The following is a 17793-nucleotide window of genomic DNA, read 5'->3' as shown; positions in this document are numbered from 1 at the left end:
GCCGCCGATGAAGCTCGTCATTCTCGATCGCGACGGGGTAATCAACTTCGACAGCGAGCAGTTCATCAAGAGCCCCGAGGAGTGGAAGCCCATTCCCGGCAGCCTGGAAGCCATCGCCAGCCTCAATCACGCCGGCTATCGTGTGGTCATAGCCTCCAACCAGTCGGGAATCGGGCGCGGGCTCTTCGACATGGGGACGCTGAATGCGATCAACGACAAGATGCACCGCGCGCTCGCCAACGTCGGCGGCCGGATCGACGCGGTGTTCTATTGTCCGCACGCGGCCGACGACAACTGCGGCTGCAGAAAACCCAAGCCCGGCATGCTGCTCGAGATCGGACAGCGTTTCAACGCGGATCTGGGGGAGGTGCCCGCGATCGGCGATTCGCTGCGCGACCTGCAGGCCGCGGCGGCGGCTGGCGCGCAGCCCGTGCTCGTGCTCACGGGCAAGGGCCGCAAGACGCAGGCCGCGGGCGGCCTGCCGCCGCGCACCCGCGTGTTCGCCGATCTCGCCGAAGCGGTGCGTCATATCGTGCGATGAACGGCGTCGCGGCCGCGCTTCGCTCCGTGATCTTCGAGCTGGCGCGCGCCGTGCTCACCGTGATCTTTGCGCTGATCGCGCTGCTGACCTTTCCGTTCCCGCCCCTGGTGCGCTACCGCATCATCACCACCTGGTCGCGCCTCATCATCGGCCTGGCCAGCGCGGTCTGCGGCATCCGCTATCGGGTCGTCGGCCTGGAGAATCTGCCCGCATCGCCCTCGATCATCCTCTCCAAGCACCAGTCGGCGTGGGAGACGCTCGCCTACCAGGTGCTGTTCCCCCCGCAGGTCTGGGTGCTCAAGCGCAGCCTGCTGCGCGTGCCCTTCTTCGGCTGGGGACTGGCGATGATGAATCCGATCGCCATCGATCGCGGATCGGGCGCGCGCGCGTTGAAGCAGACGCTGGAGCAGGGACGCCAGCGTCTGGCCGACGGGTGGTGGATCGTGATCTTCCCGGAAGGTACGCGCACCGCGCCCGGTGCGCGCGGACGCTACCACGTGGGTGGCGCCTGGCTTGCCTGTCAGACCGGAGCCAAGGTCGTCCCCGTGGCTCACAACGCCGGTACCGTGTGGGGCCGCAATCGTTTCGTGAAGTACCCGGGCGAGATCACGGTGAGCGTCGGCCCTGCAATCGACCCCAAGGGGCTGGAGCCCGAGGAACTCAACAGCCGAGTCGAACGCTGGATCGAAGGGGAAGTCGCCCGGCTGGGCAGCGCGCGGGGCTGAGCGGCGCCGATCTCCGAGGGCGTCACGCGTGCTAGACTCGCCCAGCTCGCGGCCATGCGCAAATTCTGCCTGTTGTTGCTTCTCGCCCTGGTGCTGTCCGCCTGCGGGCAGAAGGGACCGCTGTACCTGCCCGATCAGGAGCAGCCGAAGAAGGACCGGGTTCGCCCGTGAATCCGTTTCACTACGCCGGCGACACGCTGTTCGCCGAAGGCGTCGCGCTGGCCGACGTCGCCCAGCGCTTCGGCACGCCCTGCTACGTCTATTCGCGCGCCGCGCTGACCGACGCCTTCCTCGCCTACGACAAGGCGTTCGGCACGCGCGCCCACCTGATCTGTTACTCGGTCAAGGCCAATTCCAATCTCGCGATCCTGAACGTCCTGGCGCGGCTCGGCAGCGGGTTCGATATCGTCTCGGGCGGCGAACTCAGGCGCGTGCTGGCGGCGGGCGGCGAAGCGCGCAAGACCGTGTTCTCGGGCATCGGCAAGAGCGAGACCGAGATGCACGAGGCGCTGCAAGCGGGCGTGCTCTGCTTCAACGTCGAATCCGAATCCGAACTGGCGCGCCTGGAGCGCGTTGCCGCCGCCCTCGGGCGCCGCGCACCGGTGAGCCTGCGCGTCAATCCGGACGTCGACGCGCGCACCCATCCCTACATCTCCACCGGGCTGAAGCAGAACAAGTTCGGCGTGGCCTACGGGGACGCGCTGCGCCTGTACCGGCGGGCCGCGAAATCACCGAACCTTCAGGTCGTGGGAATCGACTGCCACATCGGCTCGCAGTTGACCGACACCGGCCCGATGATCGATGCGGCGCGCAAGCTGCTCGATCTGGCGGACCGGCTTGCCGGCGAGGGAATCCGCATCGAGCACCTGGACTTCGGCGGCGGACTGGGCATTCGCTACCGCGAGGAATCGCCCCCGCCGCCGGATGAGTGGGTGCAGGCGCTGCTCCAGGCGGTCGGCTCGCGTCCGCAGGCGCTGCTGATCGAGCCCGGCCGCTCGGTGGCCGGGCCGGCCGGATTGCTGCTGACCCGCGTCGAATTCCTGAAGCGCGGCGAAGTCAAACATTTCGCCGTCGTGGACGCCGCGATGAACGACCTGATGCGCCCGGCGCTCTACGACGCCTATCACGAGATTCTTCCCGTTCGGCGCGGAACCGGGACCCCGGAGGAGTACGATGTCGTCGGGCCGGTATGCGAGACCGGGGACTTTCTGGCGCGCGGGCGGCGGCTGGCGGTCAGGGAGGGCGATCTGCTTGCGATCATGTCCGCCGGCGCGTACGGGATGAGCATGAGTTCGAACTACAACTCCAGGCCGCGGTGCGCGGAGGTGATGGTGGACCGGACGGCCGCGCACCTGATCCGCGCCCGGGAGCGCGTGGACGATCTCTACGCCGCAGAGCGGCTCGTTCCCTGACCCGGCGCGCTCACCGATTGCGTCCCGACCATGCTGCGAACCGCGCTGACGCTCACCCTCGCGATCGGCACGCTGGCGGGCTGCGGCAAGGGCGACAGCGCGCAGGGCGGAGTCGCGGCCACCCCGCCGCCGGCTCCGGTGGTGGTCGCGGTCGCGCAGCGCAAGACCGTCCCGCTCACGGTGCGCGCGATCGGCAACGTGGAGCCGATCGACAGCGTCGCCATCAAGTCGCGCGTCGACGGGGAGATCGTGGGCGTGCACGTGCGCGACGGGCAGGATGTGCGCAAGGGCGAGCTGCTGTTCGAACTCGATTCGCGCTACCTGTCGGCGCAACTGCGGCAACTCGAAGCGACGCTCGCCAGGAACCAGGCGCTGCTCGCCAACGCGCAGTCGACCGAGAAGCGCTACGCCGAACTGCTGGCGCAGGGCTTCATCTCGCAGGAAGCCTACACCCAGGCCAAGGCGAATCGTGATGCCGCGCAGGCCACGGTGCAAGCCGATCGCGCCGCGGCGGACAGCGCCCGCATCCAGCTCGGCTACACCAGGATTCGCGCGCCGATCTCGGGTCGCGCCGGCAGAGTCATGCTGCCGGCGGGCAACACGGTCAAGGCCAACGACACCACCCTGGTGGTGATCAATCAGCTGGCGCCGATCTACGTGAGCTTCGCCGTGCCCGAACGGCACCTGGCCGAGATTCGCGGCTACTACGGCAAGGGAAAACTGGACGTGCGCGCCGCGCCGCAGGGCGAACCCGACCTGATCGCGACCGGCCGGCTCTCGTTCATCGACAACGCGGTCGATCCCCAGACCGGCACGATCAAGCTGCGCGCGACCTTCGACAACACGAGGCATGAACTCTGGCCGGGCCAGTTCGTGACGGTGGCGCTCACGCTGGAGCAACAGGAAAACGCGCTGGTGGTCCCGCCCGAGGCGGTACAGAACGGCCCGCGCGGCCAATACGTGTTCGTCGTCAAACCCGACATGACCGCCGAGGTACGCGACGTGCAGATCGATCGCACCGAGGGCCGGGACACCGTGGTCACAGCGGGATTGCAGGAGGGCGAAACGGTGATCGTGAGCGGCCAGTTGCGCGTGTCGCCCGGCGCCAGGGTCGCGCCGCGAACCGGCTGAAGCGGCGAGGCGAACCCAGACCATCGATGAACCTCTCCGAGGTCTTCGTCCGGCGCCCGGTCATGACCGTGCTGGTCATGCTGGGCATTCTGATCTTCGGGATCATTTCCTACCGGCTGCTGCCGGTGGCGCAGCTGCCGAACGTCGATTTCCCCACGATCCAGGTCACCGCCTCGCTGCCGGGGGCCAGCCCGGAGACGATGGCCTCCGCGGTCGCCACACCGCTGGAGAAACAGTTCTCGACCATCGCCGGCCTGGAGCAGATGACCTCGTCGAGCAGCCAGGGCAACACGCAGATCACCCTGCAGTTCGTCCTGGAGCGCGACATCGACGCCGCGGCGCAGGACGTGCAGACGGCGATCACGCTGGCGCGGCGGCAGTTGCCCGACATGCCGGTGCCGCCGACCTACCGCAAGGTCAATCCGGCGGATCAGCCGGTTTTCTACCTGGCGCTCACCTCCGAAACGCTGCCGTTGTCGACGGTCAACGAGTACGCCGAAACGCTGATCGCACAGCGCCTGTCGACCATTTCCGGCGTGGCGCAGGTGCTGGTGTACGGCGCGCAGCAGTACGCGGTGCGCGTGCAGGTCGATCCCAAGGCCCTGGCCGCGCGCGGCATCGGCATCGACGAGGTGGAACGGGCGCTCGCCACCAACAACGTCAACCTGCCCACCGGGACGCTTTCCGGCCCCAGCCGCGCGCTGGCGGTGATGTCGAACGGCCAGTTGAGCGATGCCGCCGCCTTCAACGAGATCGTGGTGGCGTACCGCAACGGCGCTGCGGTGCGCATCCGCGACATCGGACGGGCGATCGACGGCGTGCAGAACAACAAGGTGGCGGCGTGGTACAACGACCAGCGATCGGTGCTGCTCGCGATCCAGCGCCAGCCCGGCACCAATACGGTCGAGGTGGTCCGGAAGATACGCGAGCTGCTGCCGCAGTTCCGGCAGCAGGTCCCGGCCGGAATCGCCATCGACGTGCTCTACGACCGCTCCGAGTCGATCCTCGAGTCGGTCGAAGACGTCCAGTGGCATCTGCTGCTCGCGCTGTCCCTGGTCGTGATGGTGATCTTCCTGTTCCTGCGCAATCTGTCGGCGACGGTGATTCCTGCCGCCGCGCTCCCGCTGTCCATCGTCGGCACCTTCTCGGTGATGTATCTGATGGGCTTCAGCCTGGACAACCTGTCGCTGATGGCGCTGACCCTGTGCGTGGGCTTCGTGGTCGACGATGCCATCGTGATGCTGGAGAACATCTCGCGCCACCTGGAGATGGGCAAGAGCCCGCTGCGCGCCACCCTGGACGGCTCGCGGGAAATCGCCTTCACCATCGTGTCGATGACGCTGTCGCTCGCCTGCGTCTTCATCCCGGTGCTCTTCATGGGCGGGGTGCTGGGCAGGCTGCTGCACGAGTTCGCGATCACCATCATCAGCGCCATCCTGGTGTCCGGCTTCGTCAGCCTGTCGCTCACTCCGATGCTGTGCGGGCGCTGGCTGCGGCCCGAGCGCGAGCGCCGCCACGGCCGGCTGTACCGCACCACCGAGCGGGCGTTCAACCGCATGCGCGACGCTTACGAGCGCTCGCTGCGCCTGACCATGGCGTTTCCGCGCACCACGATGCTGCTGTTCGCCGCGGTCACCGGCGCGACCGTCTATCTGTTCGTGATCATGCCGAAGGGGTTTCTGCCCAGCGAGGACGTGGGTTCTCTGTTCGGTTTCACCGAGGCTTCCCAGGACGTGTCTTTCGAAAGCATGTATCACATGCAGCAGGAGGCGGTGCGCCTGATCCGCGCCAACCCGCACGTGGCCGCGACGATGTCGTTCATCGGCGTGGGAGGCTCGAGCCAGCAGATGAACGTCGGGCGGGTGTTCATCCGCCTGACGCCGCGATCGCAGCGTCCGCACGCCGAGCAGGTGATGCAGGAGCTGCGGCCCACCCTCGCGAGCCTGCCCGGAATGAAAGTGTTCCTGCAGAACCTGCCCACCATCCGCCTGGGCGGTGTCATCACCAAGAGCCAGTTCCAGTTCACGCTCACGGATGCCGATCTGGACGAGCTGTATCGCTGGGCGCCCGTGGTGGAGGAACGCCTGCGCCGGATTCCCGGCTTCCGGGACGTGACTTCCGACCTGCAGATCCGCAATCCGCAGGTCAACGTCGACATCGATCGCGACAAGGCTTCGGCGCTCAACGTGACGCCGGAGCAGATCCAGAGCGCGCTCTACAGTGCCTTCGGCTCCAAGCAGGTCTCGACCATCTTCACCCCGACCAACGAATACTGGGTGATCCTGGAGCTGGATCCGCAATACCAGCAGGATCCTTCAGCGCTCTCGGCGCTGCACATTCGCAGCGCCACCGGCGCGCTGGTGCCACTGGGATCGGTCGCCGAGATCACCAGCTCGGTCGGCCCGCTGACGGTGAACCATCTGGGACAGCTCCCCGCGGTCAACATCTCGTTCAACCTGCGGCCGGGCATGGCGCTCTCCCAGGCCGTGGAACAGGTGAACCGGGCGATCGAAGAACTCAAGCCGCCGGCCACGTTGAACACGGCCTTCCAGGGCACCGCGCAGGCATTCCAGGCCTCGCTCGCCAACATGGGCCTGCTGCTCGTGATGGCCGTGTTCGTCATCTACCTGATCCTCGGGATTCTGTACGAGAGCTTCGTGCACCCCATCACGATCCTTTCCGGTCTGCCCACGGCCGGCCTGGGCGCACTGGTCACGCTGCAGGCGTTCCACGGCGAGCTGAACATGTACGGCTTCGTGGGGCTGATCATGCTGATCGGCATCGTCAAGAAGAACGCGATCATGATGATCGACTTCGCGATCGAGGCGCAGCGCGGCGCGGCCAGACCACCGCCGGCGCAAGCGATCTTCGAGGCCGCGCTGGTGCGTTTCCGCCCGATCATGATGACCACCATGGCGGCGCTCATGGGCACGCTGCCGATCGCACTGGGATGGGGAGCGGGCGCGGACGCGCGGCGTCCGCTCGGGCTCGCGGTGGTCGGCGGCCTGCTCGTCTCGCAGATTCTCACGCTCTACATCACGCCGGTGATCTACGTCTATCTGGAGGCGTTCAAGACCTGGTTCGCCGGGCGCGCCCGAGCCGACCGCGGGCTGACCGGAGCCGGCCGCTGAGCCGCGCGGCAGGCCGCGGCCTTCCGCTGCCGCTCGGCACGAAGTTTGCGCCCTCGTGGACGTGAGCCGAGCGGTCCGGCGCGCGATGCCGGCGAAGCTGCCCGCGCGCCGAAATCCGTTAAACTCCGCCCTGTTTCGTAGGATCGATAGCGGCTGGATCAGATGATCGTCTACAACCTGGCCTGTGATAACGCCCACCGCTTCGAGGGCTGGTTCTCCTCGGCGGAGGACTTCGATCGGCAGCTGCAAGAGGGGAAAATCTCCTGTCCGGTGTGCCGCTCGGCCGACATCGCACGCCGGCCTTCTGCACCTTACCTGAACGGGCGGGCGTCGGCCGGAGAGGATCGGAATCCGAGCGCACCCACCGCTGCGGAAGCGCTCGAGATCGTGCGCAGAAAATATCTCCAGTACATCTTCGAGCACACCGAGGACGTCGGAGAGCGCTTCCCCGACGAAGCGCGTCGCATTCACTACCGGGAAGCGCCGCTGCGCTCGATTCGCGGTCAGGCTTCGCGCAGCGAGGTGCAGGATCTGCGCGACGAAGGGATCGACGTGCACCTGATCCCCGGCGTGCCGGTTCCTCCCGACCAGCTCCATTAGACTCCGGCCGCGGCCGCCGGGAGTCGGAGGTCCGACGTGGCGCGCGGAGCCGCACCGACTTTCCTGGTGCTCGGCGGCGCCGTGGCCGTCGTCTGCACCGCGTCCATCCTCATCCGCTACGCGCAGGCCGAGGGCGCTTCCTCACTGGCGATCGCGGCCGGGCGCCTGGGCATCGCCGCTGCCGTGCTCGCGCCCTTCGCGCTGCCGAAACTCCTGCGCGAATGGCCTGCATTGAGCCTGCGCTCGTTTTCGCTGTGTGCGGCATCCGGCCTGTTTCTCGCGGCACACTTCTGGACCTGGATCGCCTCGCTCGAATACACGTCGGTGGCGAGCAGCACGGTGCTGGTGACGACCAATCCGTTGTGGGTGGCGCTCGCCTCGGCCTGGCTGCTGCGCGAGCGGCCGACGATGGCGACGCTGGCGGGAATCGCGCTGACGGTCGCGGGAAGCGCGGCGATCTTCGCCTCGGACACGGGCGATGCCCGCGCCGGAGCCGCGCCGGTGCTCGGCAACAGCCTCGCGCTCCTGGGCGCCATCGCCGCTTCCGGGTATCTCTTGATCGGACGATCGCTGAGGGCGACGGTCAGCCTGACGAGCTACGTGTGGCTCGCCTATGCCGCGGCAGCGGTCGCGCTGTGGGTGGCGCTGCTCGTGCGCGAGGGCCCGGGGGCGCCGGCGAGCGCCGCAGCCTGGTGGTTCATCGCGGCGCTGGCGCTCGGCCCGCAACTGCTCGGCCATACCGCGTTCAACTGGGCGCTGCGCAGGCTGTCCGCGACCTTTGTCGCGGTCGCGATTCTCGGCGAGCCGGTGGGCTCGGCCCTGCTCGCCTGGATGCTCCTGGATGAACGCTTCGCCGCGCTGCAGCTCGCGGGGTTCGTGCTCCTGCTGTGCGGGATCTTCGTCGCCGCGCGCGGCGAAAAGCCTGTCTGAGCACGAGCCGGGCGCCGGCTGCGCGGCGGCCCGCGCGAATGATCGACCGCCCCGCTTTGCGCAGGAAGCGACCGGTTCGATCGCCTCCGGAGCGCGGCCGCCTCGCCCCGCACGAAGCACCTCAGATCCGCTTGAACTCGCGCGCGAGATCGCCGTAGGCGCGAAACGGCCGCCCGGTGTCGTCCGCCAGCCCGCGATGGGTCACCTGCCCGGCGTGAATCTGCAGCCCCTGGCCGAAGCCCGGGTCGTCGAGCAGCGCGTCGAGACCGCGTTCCGCCAGCCGCAGCACGTACGGATAGGTGGCCTGCGTGAGCGCCAGCGTGGCGGTCCGCGCGACCGCCGAAGGCATGTTCGGCACGCAGTAATGCACCACGCCCTCTTCGACGAAGAGCGGTTGCGAGTGCGAAGTGGGACGCGAGGTTTCCGCGATGCCGCCCTGGTCGATCGAAATATCGACCAGCACCGAGCCGCGCCGCATGCGCCGCAGCAGCGCCCGCGAGATGAGCTTGGGCGCGAGCTTGCCGGGAATGAGCAACGCACCCACCACCAGGTCGGCCTGAGCGACCTGCTCGGCGATCGCCAGCGGTTCGGAGAATGCGGTCTTCACGCGCCCGCAATAGGTGTGGTCGAGCTGCGCGAGGCGGTCGATGTTCACGTCCATCACGGTCACCTCGGCGCCCGCGCCGAGCGCCATCTGCACCGCGTTCGATCCGGCTTCCCCGGCGCCGATCACCACGACCCGGCCGGGCAGCACGCCGGGCACGCCGCCGAGCAGCACGCCGGAGCCGCCGTTCGCCATGGTGAGCGCCCAGGCGCCGAACTGGATCGCCAGCCGGCCGGCGATGCGCGACATCGGCGCGAGCAGCGGTAACCGGCCTGCGCGATCGGCCACGGTCTCGTAGGCGATTCCGGTGACGCCTGCGGTGAGCAGCGCGTCGAGCAATTCCGGATCGGGGGCGAGGTGCAGATAGGCGAACAGGATCTGGCCGCGGCGCACCAGCTTGCGCTCGGAGGGCTGCAGCTCCTTGACTTTGACGACCAGCTCGGCGGAGAACGCCTCGGCCGCACCGGGCACGATACGCGCGCCGGCCGCGGCGTACTGGGCGTCGTCGAATCCCACCCGCGCGCCGGCCCCGCACTGTACCAGCACCTCGTGACCGCGCTCGGCCAGCGCGTGAACGCCGGCCGGCGTGAGGCCGACGCGGTATTCGTGATCCTTGATTTCCCTGGGCACGCCGACCCGCATGCGGCGCAACATAACCGGCGCCGAAGCCGGAAGCAACAGGATCGCCCTATGCGGCCGGGGAACGGGCTGTGGCCGCCGGGGCGGCGCGCTTCTGCCACAGCCTGTGCGCCACGCGCGCGCCCAGCAAGGTGGCGAGAATCGCGACGAAGACCATCGGCTCGCGGATGTCCTTCTTCACCAGCCACAGAAAGTGCAGCACGCCGAGCAGCGCGATCGGATAGACGAAGCGATGCAGCCGCTGCCACTGCGTGGCGCCGAGCCGGCGAACCATGGCATTGGTGGAAGTGGCCGCGAGCGGGATCATGAGCACGAAGGCGGTGAATCCGACGGTGATGTAGGGCCGCTTCACGATATCGGCCAGGATCGCGGGCCAGTCGAAGAAATGATCGAATACCAGCCAGATGCTGAAATGCACGCAGGCGTAGAAGAACGCGAACAGCCCGAACATGCGCCGCAGCCGCAGCAGCCAAGGCCACTGCAGCAGCCGGCGCAGCGGGGTCACCGCCAGGGTGATCAGCAGGAACGCCAGCGCCCACCACCCGGTCGAGTGGGTGATCGTTTCGATCGGATTGACGCCCAGCGTGCCGGCGAACGCGCGCCAGGCGAGCCGCAGGAAGGGAAGCAGGCACAGCGCGAACGCCGCGGCCTTGATCCACCGGATCTGTTCCGGTTTCGGCTGGTATCCGGGCATTGCAATACTTCGTCTGTGCCCCATGCCTCGCTGGTCAGGAAGCGTCAGAAGAACTTCTTCAAGTCCATGCCGGCATACAGGCCCGCGACCTGCTCGCCGTAGCCGTTGAACATCAGCGTTTCGCGCTTGAGCAGCTCTCCGATGCGCCGCTCCTTCGCCTGGCTCCAGCGCGGATGATCGACCTGCGGATTGACGTTGGAATAGAAGCCGTACTCGCGCGGTACGGCGATCATCCACGAGGTCCTGGGCATCTCGGCAGTGAAGCGGATGCGCACGATCGACTTGGCGCTCTTGAATCCGTACTTCCACGGCACCACCACGCGCACCGGGGCGCCGTTCTGGTTGGGCAAGACCTCGCCGTAAAGGCCCACCGTGAGCAAGGTGAGCGGATGCATGGCCTCGTCCAGCCGCAGGCCTTCCACATAAGGCCAGTCGAGCACCGGCACCTTCTGTCCGGGCATCTGCCCCGGATCGAGCAAAGTGGTGAACTCGACGAACTTGGCGTTGGCGGTCGGCTCGACGCGTTTGATGAGTTCCGAGAACGGGTAGCCGACCCAGGGAATGACCATCGACCAGCCCTCCACGCAGCGCATGCGGTAGATGCGCTCTTCGAGCGGCGCGAGCTTGAGCAGCTCCTCGATATCGAAGGCCCGCGCCCGCTTGACCTCGCCTTGCACCAGCACGGTCCACGGGCGGGTTCTGAGGCTGCCGGCATGGCGCGACGGATCGTCCTTGTCGGTACCGAATTCGTAGAAGTTGTTGTAGGTGGTCACCGCCTCGTACGGCGTGAGCTTCTCCGTCGTCGAGAACGGGCTGGGCTTGAGCGGCGCGAGCCTGGCCGCGGCCGGCACGGCGGGCGCGAGCGCCGCGAGTCCGAGTGCGACGGCGGACTTCATGAATTCACGGCGCCGGGCATAGACCGAGCGTGGCGTGATCTCCGAAGGCAGCACGTCGGCGGGCTTGCGAATCAGCATGGCGGCTCTCCTGCAGTTCTTGGTCGGCGCGCAAGCGTGGAAATTACAGCATTTGTACGGCCCGCGCCGGGCGCCGGTTGCGCTACAGCAGGAAGACGGTGGCCAGGCCCAGAAAGATGAAAAAACCCATGCTGTCGGTGGTGAAGGTGAGCAGCACGCTCGACCCGATGGCCGGGTCGCGCCCCAGCTTCTGCAGCGTCAACGGAATGAACATTCCGACCGCCGCCCCCACCAGCAGGTTCAGCAGCATCGCACCGGTCATGACCACGCCGAGCGGCACGCTGTCGTAGAGCCACCAGGCGAACAGTCCGGCGACCCCGCCCCACACCAGGCCGTTGAGCACGCTGATCGCGAGCTCCTTGAGGACCAGGCGCTTGATGTTGATGGCGTTTTGCTGGCCGAGGGCCAGCGTGCGCACGATCAGCGTCGTGGTCTGGTTGCCCGAGTTGCCGGCGATGCCGGCCACGATGGGCATGAGCGTGGCGAGCGCCACCAGTTTCTCGATCGTGCCTTCGAACAGCCCGATCACGCGCGAGGCGAAGAACGCGGTGCACAAGTTCACCGCCAGCCACAGCCAGCGGTTCTGCGCGCTCTTCCAAACCGAGGAAAAGATGTCCTCTTCCTCCAGCAGGCCGGCCTTGCCCAGCAGCTCGCTCTCCGATTCCTCGCGGATGAAGTCCACCACCGCGGCCACCGTGACGCGGCCGACCACGCGGTTGCGCGCGTCGAGCACCGGTGCCGAAACCAGGTCGTAGCGTTCGAAGGCCTGCGCGGCGGCATGCGCCTTGTCCTCCGGAGCGAAGGTCGCCACCGGCGCGGTCATGACGTCGGCCACCAGCTTGTCGGGGTCGGTCACGATCAGCCGGTTGATCGGCAGCACGCCGCGAAACACCTCCTGACGGTCCACCACGAAGAGCTGGTCGGTGTGGTCGGGCAGCTCGTCCATGCGCCGCAGGTAGCGCAGCACGACTTCCAGGGTCACGTCCTCGCGCACCGTGACCATCTCGAAATCCATGATCGCGCCCACCGTCCCTTCCGGGAAAGACAGCGCGGCGCGCAACTGCTCGCGTTCCTCGACCGACAGCGAGCGGAAGACGTCGGCGATGACCTCCTGGGGAAGGTCGGGGGCGAGGTCGGCGATCTCGTCGGTGTCGAGCTGCTCGGTCGCCGCGACCAGCTCGGCCTTGTCCATGTCGGCGATCAGGGTCTCGCGCACCGCGTCCGAGACTTCCAGGAGGATCTCCCCGTCGCGCTCGCCCTTGACCAGATTCCATACCACCAAGCGTTCGTCGAGCGGCAACTGCTCGAGAATCGCGGCGATGTCGGCGGCGTGCAGTCGGTCGAGCTTGTTCTGCAGCTCGGCCAGGTTCTGCTTGTGCACCAGCGACTCGACCAGCTCGTGGCGCGGCATCTCCTGCTTGTGCACCAGCTCCTCGACGAGCTTGTGCTTGTGCAGGAGGGCACGGATCTGCGCCACGATTTCGTTGACGCTGTCCAGCCGGCGCCGGGTCTGAGTTTCGGTCATGTCGGGATTCGCGATGCGGCGCCATTGTAGAAGCCGCGCTTCGCGGCCGTCTAACAATAAAAAAACGGCGCCACATGGGCGCCGTTCCTGCGCGCCTGCCGCCTACGGCTGCGCAATGCGGGTGGCCTGCCAGGAAATGAACTGCAGCGCGTCGCCGCGCCGGGCCCACGCCTCGGTGAAGCGCAGGTCGACCGTCAGGTCCGAACCCTTGACCGTGACCTCGAAGCGCGCCGTGCCGGTCATGAGGGCGATGCAATCGTAGATCCGGACCTTGTAGTCGAGCATCCGCATGGTGCGGTACTTCACCGTGCCGTCGCGCATCGATCCGATGTAGGCCCGCTTGTCGTCCACCGCCGAGCTGGAATGGATATACACCAGGTCGTCGCCGATGATGCGTTCCATCGCGATGAAGTCATCCCCGGTCTGCGCCTCGTAGCGCTGCAGCTCGGCCTGCACCACCTCGGTTTCGTCGATCGGCCTGCAATCGGCCGCGAGCGCCGCCGTCGCAAAGGCGCAGAGCCCGAGCGCGGCCGCGATGATCCGTCCGGCTGTCATTTTCGTTCCTCCTCCTTTTTGCCTGGTTGTGGAAGCCGGCGAGCGCCGGCAGCTCGTTATTGCGGGGTCAGCACGGCGAATGGCCTGGGCTCGCAGCGCACCTTCTTGTTGACCAGACGTGCCGGGTAGAGCTGGAGCCTGCCCTGGCGCCAGGCGAATCCGTAGCGCTGCTTGCCGTCCGGCGCCTTCAGGTCCTCCGCTTCCAGATACTCGCATCCCGCCTTCGGATCGTTGAGGGAGAGTTCATAGGCGAAAGTCTTGTCCGGCCAGTAGGCCTCGCCGCCTTCCGAAAACTCCCAGTTGCGACCCTTCTCGTCCCGGTACTTGCCGGCCAGCACGAGGCGGTTCACGCGCGAGGCCAGCTCCTTGCCCGAGAAGACATACTCGGCCCACTGGCCTTTCATGAAGGTCAGTTCGGCCATCTCCAGTCGATCGAACCTGCCCTCGGAATTGCGGCTCCCGCGCAGCCAGAGATACCGCACCTCGCTGGCGGAGATCGGCCGGTCCTCGGGGCCGAGCACCAGCCGGTAGAGCCCGGGCTTGCCGCCCGGTTCGACATCCAGCACCGCCTGTACCGAGGCCTTGTCGAAGTTGGTCACTACGATCGGATAAGAGCGTCCCTGACGCTGAATGCCGATCACCACCGGCTGGACTTTGCGCGCGGTCTCATGCGGCATCCGGCTCCTGGCCAGCGTCTCGAGATATTTTCGGTGTATCCAGATGCCTTCCAGCTCGCGCACATAGAGGCGGTCGGCACGCTCGCGCTGCGCCTGTGCCGCCGAGGGCGGCGGCACGAGCACACTCGCCGCCAGCAGAGACCACAATCCGATCGTTTTCCGCACTTTTTCAGACCCGTGAAGTTGGCGTTGACCCGGCCGCCAGCGGCGGCTTTTGTTTCCAGAATCCGGTGGCCTGCTCGAAGGCGTGCGCGAGCTGCAGCACGCCGAAATCGTCGCGGTAGCGGCCCACGATCTGGATGCCGACCGGCAATCCTCCCGCGCTGAACCCGCACGGCACGGAAGCCGCGGGCTGTCCCGTGACGCTCACCCAGTAGCAGGACTTCATCCAGTCGATATAAGTTTCGAGCCTCACCCCGCCGATTTGCGAGACGTAGGGCAGGGACAGGTCGAACGGCAGCACTTGCGACACCGGCGCCACCAGGAAGGCGCAATTGTCCATGAATCGGCGCATGCGATGGAAAAGCTGGGTGCGGGCGCGCTCGGCCGCCGCCACCTGCGCGCCGCTCAGCTTGCGGCCCTGTTCGATGTTCCAGACCACGGTGTCCTTCATCAGCGCGCGCCCGGTGTCGAGCAGCTCGCCATAACAGAGCTCGAAATGCCAGGCGCGCATCACCCGGAAGATCTCGTCGGCGTCGCGAAAATCCGGCGTGGCTTCTTCCACCACGCAGCCCAGGCTCTCGAGGACACCGAGCCCCGATTCGGTCACGCGCAACACCTCGGGTTCGAACGGCAACCCGCCGAAGTCGCGGCACCAGGCGATGCGCACGCCCCGGAAATCGCGTTCCAGCGCGGCCGCGAACCGCTCGCCGGGCTCCTCGATACAGATGGGCGAGCGCGGATCGGGTCCGGCGATCGCGCTGAGCATGAGCGCCGCATCCTGCGCCGTGCGCGCCATCGGGCCGAGCACCGACAGCGGGAACCAGGCCGAGAGTGCCGGCCAGTGCGGCACGCGCCCGGCGCTGGGCCGCAGGCCGAAGACATTGCAGAAGCTCGCCGGATTGCGCAGCGATCCGCCCAGATCGGAGCCGTCGGCGATCGGCATCATGCCGCAGGCGAGCGCCACCGCGGCCCCGCCGCTGGAGCCCCCGCAGGTGCGCTCCAGGTCGTAGGGATTGCGGGTGGCGCCGAAGACCGGGTTGAAGGTCTGCGACCCGGCGCCAAACTCCGGCGTGTTGGTCTTGCCGATCGTCACCGCGCCGGCCGCGCGCAGCCGCTCGACGATGATCGCGTCCACATCGGGGACGAAAGCGCGGTAGATCGGCGAGCCGAAGGTGGTGCGGATGCCTTTGGTCGGGACCAGGTCCTTGTGCGCCACCGGCAACCCGGCCAGCGGCCCGATCACCTCGCCGCGGGCCAGGCGTGCGTCGATCTCGCGCGCGCCGGCGAGCGCGCGTTCAGGCAGCAAGGTGACGATGGCGTTGACCCGGGGATTGACGCGCTCGATCGTTTCCAGATGTGCCTGCATCACTTCCACGGCGCAGACTTCGCGCTCGCGGATCAGACGCGCCAGCTCGACGGCGGGAAGGAAACAAAGATCGGCCGATGACATGCGCCGGCATGGTAACCGAAGTTGTCCGCTCCACCGCGCCGGCGCCGAGGCCCGCAGAACCGCAAGGGCCGCCGCGACGCAAGCGCCGCAAGGCAGCCTGCGGGCCCGCCGGAAAACTCAGTTCTGCAGACCTACGCCGCGCGCCATGAGCACCGCGGCGAGCGCAATCAGGGCAAGCAGGACGAGTTCGATGGCGACATAACGCCGCGCGTACGCGGCTTCGTGCGCGGGCGCGACGAACGATCCCCTCCCGGCGCCGCGGCGCCAGCGCAAAAAGCAGCGGGTGGGCGGAATGGAGATCAGGCCGACCGCCACGAACAGGGCGAGCTTGATCCAGAACACCGGGTTGTGCAGATAGAAGGCCAACGGCTTGCCGAACCAGATCACCCGCGCGAGTCCCGAAGCCAGCACGACGATGGCGGCGCCGAGATACCCGAGGTCGAGCAGCGCGATCCTCGCGAGCTCGCGCGCATCGACCCGGGCGAGCAGCAGCCATTCGGCGAACAGCAATGCGCCGAACGTCACGATTCCGGCGAAGTGCAGATAAGCGACCGCCAGTTCAGCCACCATGCCGGCACGACACCTGTTCCGCCGCGATCTCCCCGGGGGCCTCGCGCCTCATGATGCTGGCGCGCAACTGCCGCTGCGGCCCATCGTCGAGCAGTTGCACGCTCGAACCGTTCGCCCGCAAGCCGAGCTGCCGGTACACCGCGGAAAGATCGGGAAACTCGCGCGAAGCCACGTGCGCCGAGTACAAGGCGCTGAAGATCGAGGTACCGGTCAGTTCGTCGAGCTTGGCCAGCAGCTCGGCCGCGCTCCAGATCTTGCCGGCTTCGAGGCAGCACGCGTGCAGCGCCTCCAGCGCGCGGTCCATCGACTGCCTGCCGCCGGTCTGCTGGCGCAGGCCCACGTCGGCGAGCAGGATCAGCGCCGCGCCTCCCCAGTACACGCGCAGGTGGGTATTGCCCCGATACATGGCTTGCGTGGCCTGCGCCAGGGTCAGGTCCGCAGCGTTGTTGCGTCCGCGCACGAAGCCGGCGTGCAGCATCGACCAGGCTTCCTGTTCGCTGATCCTGCCGGCGCGCGCGCGCAGGACGTTCTGATAATAGGTGGCGAGGCCCTCGGACAGCCAGGCGTCGCGGTCCTCCACCAGGGGCAGCAGCAGGTGCGCGAGCTCGTGCGTCGCCGTCCAGTCCGCGAAGAACTCCTCGATCGGGCGGCGCTGATTGATGAAAAAGTGCACCGAAGGGCCGCCGCCGCGCGCGACGTACGCGCCCGGAACCGGTTCGTTGCCGCGCGCGTTGGGCACGACGAGCAACTGCAGGCGCGGCACCGGGAAGCACCCGTACACTCCGGCCACCATCCGCGCGGCGTCGGTAAGCCAAGCCTGCATCGAATCCGTATCCACCTGCGGATGGCCGTCGAGCACCGCGAGCCGCAGTTGCGCATCGCCCACCGCGATCTCGCGTTCGCGAAACCGGCCGAAGGCCACACTCGCGGGCCAGTCGAAGGGCGCGCGGTCGAGCACGAAGGCGGGCGGCTGCGCGGCGGACACCGCCCGCCAGGGCGCGGACACCGCAATCCCCTCCGGCAGCACGAAACGGATCTCGACGTCCTCGTCGGAGGAGAGCTGCTGCGGCCGCCACAGCCAAAGCCCGACCGAAGTCAGCAGGTCGCGCCCCACCCGGGCCACCTTGCCGCCCGTGCGGTCGTGGCGCTTGATCGGGCGCGAAACGTCCACGCGATAGAGCACGCAGCCCCCGTCGGGCACGCTCTTCAGCGACAGCGCCCCGCTCGGCACGAGCGGCTTGCCGGAGCCCTCCACTCGCGCCTCGATCAGCGCGAGCGGCGCATCGAGCGATTCCGCGACCAGCGCTTCGGGCGGCGGGCCGGCGAAACAGGCTCGCACCGAGATGACCGTGAGTTCGGTGTCGATCGACACCGCGAAGCGGTGCAGCCGCGGGGCCTGCGCCCAGGCCGGCGCGGCAAGAAGCAGGCTGATTGCAAGACAAGCCAGACGGACGGAAAGGCGCGGCATGGCGA

Annotated in this window: 17 protein-coding genes; 8 read left to right on the top strand and 9 right to left on the bottom strand. The window is 67.7% G+C overall.

Annotated features, from left to right (window positions below; all coding sequences use genetic code 11):
* Nucleotides 1–7 precede the first annotated feature (7 nt).
* From gmhB to VNM24_11815, 8 genes are all read left to right on the top strand, one after another.
* On the top strand, nucleotides 8–541 hold the full coding sequence (gene gmhB / locus VNM24_11850) for a D-glycero-beta-D-manno-heptose 1,7-bisphosphate 7-phosphatase (protein HWQ39281.1): 534 nt from the start codon (nucleotides 8–10) through the stop codon (nucleotides 539–541).
* Nucleotides 538–1266 (top strand): lysophospholipid acyltransferase family protein, encoded by a 729-nt coding sequence (locus VNM24_11845; protein ID HWQ39280.1) that lies wholly within the window; start codon nucleotides 538–540, stop codon nucleotides 1264–1266. Before gmhB ends, VNM24_11845 begins: the two co-directional genes overlap by 4 nt.
* 54 nt (nucleotides 1267–1320) lie before the next feature.
* Nucleotides 1321–1437 carry a lipoprotein gene (locus VNM24_11840; GenBank protein HWQ39279.1) on the top strand — a complete coding sequence of 39 codons (117 nt, stop codon included), beginning with the start codon at nucleotides 1321–1323 and terminating at the stop codon, nucleotides 1435–1437.
* Complete coding sequence (gene lysA / locus VNM24_11835) at nucleotides 1434–2678, top strand: diaminopimelate decarboxylase (protein HWQ39278.1); 1245 nt, start codon at nucleotides 1434–1436, stop codon at nucleotides 2676–2678. The genes VNM24_11840 and lysA overlap by 4 nt, the downstream gene beginning before the upstream one ends.
* A gap of 30 nt (nucleotides 2679–2708) precedes the next feature.
* Nucleotides 2709–3809, top strand: a complete 1101-nt coding sequence (locus VNM24_11830; protein HWQ39277.1) for an efflux RND transporter periplasmic adaptor subunit — start codon at nucleotides 2709–2711, stop codon at nucleotides 3807–3809.
* A gap of 26 nt (nucleotides 3810–3835) precedes the next feature.
* Entirely contained in the window at nucleotides 3836–6940 is a 3105-nt protein-coding gene (locus tag VNM24_11825) for an efflux RND transporter permease subunit (protein ID HWQ39276.1), read from the top strand.
* A 162-nt stretch (nucleotides 6941–7102) separates the two neighbouring features.
* On the top strand, nucleotides 7103–7540 hold the full coding sequence (locus tag VNM24_11820; GenBank protein ID HWQ39275.1) for a DUF1178 family protein: 438 nt from the start codon (nucleotides 7103–7105) through the stop codon (nucleotides 7538–7540).
* A 36-nt stretch (nucleotides 7541–7576) separates the two neighbouring features.
* The gene (locus VNM24_11815) at nucleotides 7577–8470 is read left to right on the top strand and encodes a DMT family transporter (GenBank protein HWQ39274.1); all 894 of its coding nucleotides are present in this window, start codon (nucleotides 7577–7579) and stop codon (nucleotides 8468–8470) included.
* A 121-nt stretch (nucleotides 8471–8591) separates the two neighbouring features.
* Here VNM24_11815 and ald read toward each other — a convergent pair whose 3' ends face one another.
* The 9 genes from ald to VNM24_11770 all read right to left on the bottom strand — a co-directional run bounded on the left by ald (nucleotide 8592) and on the right by VNM24_11770 (nucleotide 17788).
* Nucleotides 8592–9728, bottom strand: coding sequence for an alanine dehydrogenase (ald, locus tag VNM24_11810; protein ID HWQ39273.1), 1137 nt, complete (start codon nucleotides 9726–9728; stop codon nucleotides 8592–8594).
* Between the two features lie 34 nt (nucleotides 9729–9762).
* The gene (locus VNM24_11805) at nucleotides 9763–10407 is read right to left on the bottom strand and encodes a protein-methionine-sulfoxide reductase heme-binding subunit MsrQ (protein ID HWQ39272.1); all 645 of its coding nucleotides are present in this window, start codon (nucleotides 10405–10407) and stop codon (nucleotides 9763–9765) included.
* Between the two features lie 44 nt (nucleotides 10408–10451).
* Nucleotides 10452–11381: a protein-methionine-sulfoxide reductase catalytic subunit MsrP gene (gene msrP / locus VNM24_11800; GenBank protein HWQ39271.1), complete on the bottom strand. Its 930-nt coding sequence runs from the start codon at nucleotides 11379–11381 to the stop codon at nucleotides 10452–10454.
* An 82-nt stretch (nucleotides 11382–11463) separates the two neighbouring features.
* On the bottom strand, nucleotides 11464–12906 hold the full coding sequence (mgtE, locus tag VNM24_11795) for a magnesium transporter (GenBank protein ID HWQ39270.1): 1443 nt from the start codon (nucleotides 12904–12906) through the stop codon (nucleotides 11464–11466).
* A 102-nt stretch (nucleotides 12907–13008) separates the two neighbouring features.
* The gene (locus tag VNM24_11790; GenBank protein ID HWQ39269.1) at nucleotides 13009–13461 is read right to left on the bottom strand and encodes a nuclear transport factor 2 family protein; all 453 of its coding nucleotides are present in this window, start codon (nucleotides 13459–13461) and stop codon (nucleotides 13009–13011) included.
* A gap of 56 nt (nucleotides 13462–13517) precedes the next feature.
* Nucleotides 13518–14303 (bottom strand): hypothetical protein, encoded by a 786-nt coding sequence (locus tag VNM24_11785; protein HWQ39268.1) that lies wholly within the window; start codon nucleotides 14301–14303, stop codon nucleotides 13518–13520.
* A gap of 4 nt (nucleotides 14304–14307) precedes the next feature.
* The gene (locus VNM24_11780; protein HWQ39267.1) at nucleotides 14308–15750 is read right to left on the bottom strand and encodes an amidase; all 1443 of its coding nucleotides are present in this window, start codon (nucleotides 15748–15750) and stop codon (nucleotides 14308–14310) included.
* Nucleotides 15751–15867: 117 nt separating this feature from the next.
* Nucleotides 15868–16320: a DUF2214 family protein gene (locus VNM24_11775; protein HWQ39266.1), complete on the bottom strand. Its 453-nt coding sequence runs from the start codon at nucleotides 16318–16320 to the stop codon at nucleotides 15868–15870.
* A complete protein-coding gene (locus VNM24_11770; protein HWQ39265.1) occupies nucleotides 16310–17788 on the bottom strand; it encodes a hypothetical protein in 1479 nt (492 codons plus the stop codon). Before VNM24_11770 ends, VNM24_11775 begins: the two co-directional genes overlap by 11 nt.
* Between the last annotated feature and the right edge of the window lie 5 nt (nucleotides 17789–17793).

It is taken from the genome of Burkholderiales bacterium (genome assembly GCA_035560005.1).
Lineage (GTDB): Bacteria > Pseudomonadota > Gammaproteobacteria > Burkholderiales > Eutrophovitaceae > DASRFY01.
Note: the sequence above shows the minus strand (reverse complement) of the source record. Positions and strands in the feature narration are given on the sequence as shown.